Annotated in this window: 4 protein-coding genes; all 4 read right to left on the reverse strand. The window is 63.8% G+C overall.

Features of this window, described 5'->3' with window-relative positions:
• Positions 1-148 precede the first annotated feature (148 nt).
• The 4 genes from WMO66_RS00510 to WMO66_RS00525 are packed head-to-tail and all read right to left on the reverse strand — an operon-like array spanning position 149 to position 4,188.
• Complete coding sequence (locus WMO66_RS00510) at positions 149-2,218, reverse strand: penicillin-binding transpeptidase domain-containing protein (RefSeq protein WP_349134449.1); 2,070 nt, start codon at positions 2,216-2,218, stop codon at positions 149-151.
• Positions 2,205-2,738 (reverse strand): hypothetical protein, encoded by a 534-nt coding sequence (locus WMO66_RS00515; protein WP_349134450.1) that lies wholly within the window; start codon positions 2,736-2,738, stop codon positions 2,205-2,207. Before WMO66_RS00515 ends, WMO66_RS00510 begins: the two co-directional genes overlap by 14 nt.
• A gap of 14 nt (positions 2,739-2,752) precedes the next feature.
• Positions 2,753-3,583 carry a rod shape-determining protein MreC gene (gene mreC, locus WMO66_RS00520; RefSeq protein WP_349134451.1) on the reverse strand — a complete coding sequence of 277 codons (831 nt, stop codon included), beginning with the start codon at positions 3,581-3,583 and terminating at the stop codon, positions 2,753-2,755.
• Between the two features lie 29 nt (positions 3,584-3,612).
• Positions 3,613-4,188 carry a Maf family protein gene (locus WMO66_RS00525; RefSeq protein WP_349134452.1) on the reverse strand — a complete coding sequence of 192 codons (576 nt, stop codon included), beginning with the start codon at positions 4,186-4,188 and terminating at the stop codon, positions 3,613-3,615.
• Positions 4,189-4,521 lie beyond the last annotated feature (333 nt).

The following is a 4,521-nucleotide window of genomic DNA, read 5'->3' on the forward strand; positions in this document are numbered from 1 at the left end:
GGAGCGGCATGCCGCTCCCCTACAATGGCGTGTACGGGCTGACAGTGCCTTCCCGAGATTGCCACGGGCGCGAAGCGCCCTCGCAATGACAATTCGGGAGTGCACGCCATAAACGGAAAGGCGGGCCGCCGGGCGGCCCGCCTGCTTTTCAGTTCAGGGTATTTTCGGCGGGGACGGTATCCGTGGAGCCGGCTTCGGAGAAGTAGGCCGTCAGAATATCGCGGGCGATGGTGCCGAGCGTGCCGCCCTGCGCGCCCTTTTCCACATAGACCGCAATGGCGATCTCCGGGTCGTCCGCCGGGGCATAGAGCACGAACGAGGCGTTGTCCGAGCCGCCGGAGCCGTGCTGGGCCGTGCCGGTCTTGGCGCAGACGGCCACGTCATAGCCGACAAAGGCACTGTAGGCCGTGCCGGAGGTGACGGCCTCGCGCATTCCCTCGGAATAGGCGGCGTAGGCCTCGTCCGAGATGTTAAGCGTGCTGGCCACAACGGGCTGGTTCTCGCGGATGAGCTTCTGATAATCCGACGAGAGCACGCGCTTGAGGAGCGTTGCCGTATAGCGCACGCCGCGGTTGGCGAGCGCCGCCGTGTAGGAGCACAGCTGCAGGGGCGTGAAGCGGTTTTCCGACTGGCCGATGGACGCGGCGACGGTATCGGCGTCGTACCAGCCGTCGTGGCCCTCGTCGTAGAGCTCCTTCTTCGTCTCCGGATTGGCGCGGCGGCCGGTGGCCTCCGGCAGCTCGATGCCGGTCGGCTCGCCGAGGCCGAGGGCCTTGGCGGTGTTGTCGATGGCAGTGATGCCGGTGCGGTAGCCCGCCTCATAGAAATAGTAGTTGCAGGAGACGGCCAGCGCCTTCATGACGTTGATGAGACCGTGTGTCGCGCCCGTCGTGGTGTAGAGCATACAGCGCGGCATATAGCCTGCGTCCTCAAAGCGGGTGTAGACGCCCTCGTCCTCGATCTCCGTCCAGCGGCTGATGGTCCCGCTGTCGATGGCGGCGATGGTCGTGACCATCTTATAGGTCGAGCCGGGCGGATACGGCAGGCCGAGCGCACGGTTGTTGAACGGCTTGTAGGGATCGGCGGCCAACTCGTTATAGTTCGTATTATAGGTGGAAAGGTCATAGGTCGGGTAGCTCGCGCAGGCCAGCACCTCGCCGGTCTTGACCTTCATGACAACGACGGCGCCGCCCTCGGCGTCCTTGCCGTTGCCGGAGGCGCCAACGCCGTTCTCGCGCAGGCCGAGGATCTTCGCGGCCAGCGATTCCTCCGCGACCTTCTGCAGGCCGAGGTCGATGGTCGTTTCGATGTTGTTGCCCGCGACGGGGTCGACGGCGTAGTGCTCCTCAAGGATGTTGCCGTCGGCGGTGATGGTCGTCACGCGCGTGCCGTCCGAGCCGTGCAGCTCCTCCTCGAAGGCCTGCTCCAGCCCGTCCTTGCCGATATAGGCATCCATGGCATAGCCCTTGCTCTCATAGGTCTCCCAGTCCGTGCCGTTCATCTTGCCGATGGTGCCGAGGATGTGGGCGGCGAGCGTGGTGTTGTACTGGCGGACGCTCGAGGTCTCAACATTGAGGCCGGGGATGTTCAGCTCCGTGATGGCCGCGAGCGACAGCGCGTCGACGTCCGTCATGAGCACATAGGTGTCCAGCGTGCCGATATAGCGCCGCAGGTCCAGCTCATAGCGCAGCGAGATCACACGGCGGCACTCCTCCTCCGTCCAGTCGGCGGGCAGGTGGTAAATCTCCTTGAGCCAGCGGATGAGCTGCGGGGCGGAGACATCCGTATCCCAGCCGCGCTCGGTGAGGAAGGTGCGGAAATAGCCGTCCCACAGGGATGAGCCGCTGTCGACATAGGCATAGGGCTTTTCCTGCGTGACAGGGAAATGGTCCGTGTATTCCAGCCCCAGCTCGCTGCACAGGTCCACCAGGCGGCGGAGGTTCTCGTTCGGCGCGTCGGCGCTCATGAGCACCTCGCGGACGATGACGAGATTATAGCTGGCGCGGTTCCCGACGAGGACGTTGCCGTTGCGGTCCAGAATTTCGCCGCGGGCAGCCGTCACGCGCGTGTGATACGTCACGGAGCCGCTGGGCGTGGGATCCTGCTCCGCGGCCTGCGTGATCTGCACATTGTGCAGGCGGACGGAGAACACGCCCGCCATGACGGCGATGAGCAGCACGAGCACGCCCACGCGGAAGGCAAACTTATGTTGATTCATGGTACTCTCCGATTTTTGCGATGCATTTGACGAGGCCGTAGACCGCAGGCTGCACCGGGAGCGTCACGAGCAGGCAGCGCAGGGCGCGCCCGGCCTGCTCCCACGCGACGCCCGCGAAGAAGTGCTTCATCAGGAGGATGAGGCCCTGCTCCACGGCAAGCGTGACAAAGCAGACAAGCAGCGACGGCAGAAAGCGGTTTGCCAACACGGCGCGGCACAGGATGCTCCCGAGCACGGGCAGGACCGTGAGCACGAGCAGGCAGACGCTGCCCTGATCGATGCCGGACAGGCACCAGACGAGCGAGGCGATGAGGGCGAACGTGCCGCCGCGCTCCGGGCCCTCGCGCAGGCAGACGCAGGTGATGACAATGGCCACGAGGTCCGGATGCGCGCCCAGGATCGTGCGGCTGCCGAACACGACGGTCTGCACGAGAAGGGCCAGCAGGAACAGGGCGGCATAGAGCGTCCAGCGCAGGATGCGCAGCCACTGGCGCGGCGTGATATAGAGCTTGTCAAGCATGGCCGCTCACCGCCTTATTCGCTGACATAGTCCGTGATGACGAAGACCTGCTCGAGGTCCTCGAGATCGGCGGCCGGGCGCAGCATGGCATACTTCGCCACGCCGGTCTCGTCGAAGCCCGCGTCCTCGACATAGCCGAGGATCAGACCCTTGGGATAGACGGTCGAGCCGGTCGTGACGACCTGATCGTTATTGCGCAGGACGGCATCCGAGGGCAGGTAGTTCATGCGCAGCTTGCCGGAGGCATTCGTCGTATACGCGCCCTGCACCACGCCGGTGTAGCCCGCCGAGGCGACGGAGGCGCTGATCTCCAGCGACGTGTCGAGCACGGTCGTGACCGTGGCCCAATTCGGGCCGATGTCCGTGATGAGGCCGACGACCTGGCCGTACTCCGTCACGACGACCATGCCGGTCTCCAGCCCGGAGCGCGTGCCCTTGCCGATGGTGAACGTGCTCTTCCAGCTCGAGGAATCCCACGAGACGATGTAGGCCTCATTGAAGCGATAGTCCTCGTGCTCCTCCTGCAGGCCGAGCAGCTCCTTCAGGCGCTCGTTTTCGCGCTGCAGGGAGTCGGCCGTGCGGACCTCGTTCTCCATGGAGCTGATCTGACGGCGCAGATAGTCGTTCTCGGCCGAGAGGGATTCATAGTTGAACAGATAGTTATAGTACCGCTCCGCCTGCCGCGTCAGCGCGGAAAACCCGCTGCGAAACGGCGTGAGCACTGCCTGCACGGTGCGCGAGCCCCACGCCGTGCCCGAGAGCGCGGCGGTCAGGGCCGTGGCGGCAGCCAGAAGGACGGCCAGCAGCAGGATGAGCCTGACGCGGCCGCGAAAAAGCTTTTTCAAGGGTAAACTCCAATCCTGGGGCAGAGAGATCAGCAGCCGAGCAGCTTCACGCCGAATTTTCGCAGGATCATGGCCAGCGGGCACACCGGCAGCCCCATCACGTTATAGTAATCGCCGTCCAGACCGATGACGAACATGGCCGCAAGGCCCTGAATGGCGTAGGCGCCCGCCTTGTCCATCGGCTCGCCGGTGGCGATGTAGGCGCGGATCTCCTCGTCGGACAGGGTGCGCATGCGCAGCGTCGTGGTGACGGTCAGATTCTCGCAGTCGTCGCCGTGCAGGACGGTCAGGCCGCTCATGACCTGATGGTCGCGCCCGGACAGGCGGCGCAGCATGGAAAAGGCCTCGCTCTCGGAGTGGGGCTTGCCCATGACGAGCGAATCGCACACCACGATGGTGTCGGCCGAGATGATGATGTCGTCCGGCATGCAGTGCGGCTGCACGGCCTTCGCTTTTTCCAGGCTGACGCGGGCGACCTCATCGGAGGGATGACGGAAGGGGTCCATGGTCTCGTTGGTGTTTACGGCACGGACCGTGAATTCCAGGCCCATGCGCTCGAGCAGCTCTTTCCGCCGCGGGGATTTGGATGCGAGATAGATCTCCATGGCAAATACCTCTTTATATAAAAATTTAGGATATACGGATCTGGGGAAAAGTGGAAAATTGAAAATGGAAAGCGGACAGTTTTTCAAAGCTGTCAGCCGTGCGTTGTAGGGGCGGGGACAGCCAGGCCCGTCCGCGAAGCGGCAATCGCAGCACCAATTCGGTGCAGCGCACCGTTCCCATTACCGTGCCGCCCTGATGTGTCATTCCGAGGAGCGAAGCGACGTGGGAATCTCCTGCAACCGGTTACGTTTTTGCCGAGGCTCACTTGTTATCCAACATGGTACTGCGAGATTGCCACGTCGGCCTGCGGCCTCCTCGCAATGACAAACCTT

Origin of the sequence: Faecousia intestinalis, assembly GCF_040096185.1 — a bacterium.
GTDB lineage: Bacteria > Bacillota > Clostridia > Oscillospirales > Oscillospiraceae > JAZOXB01.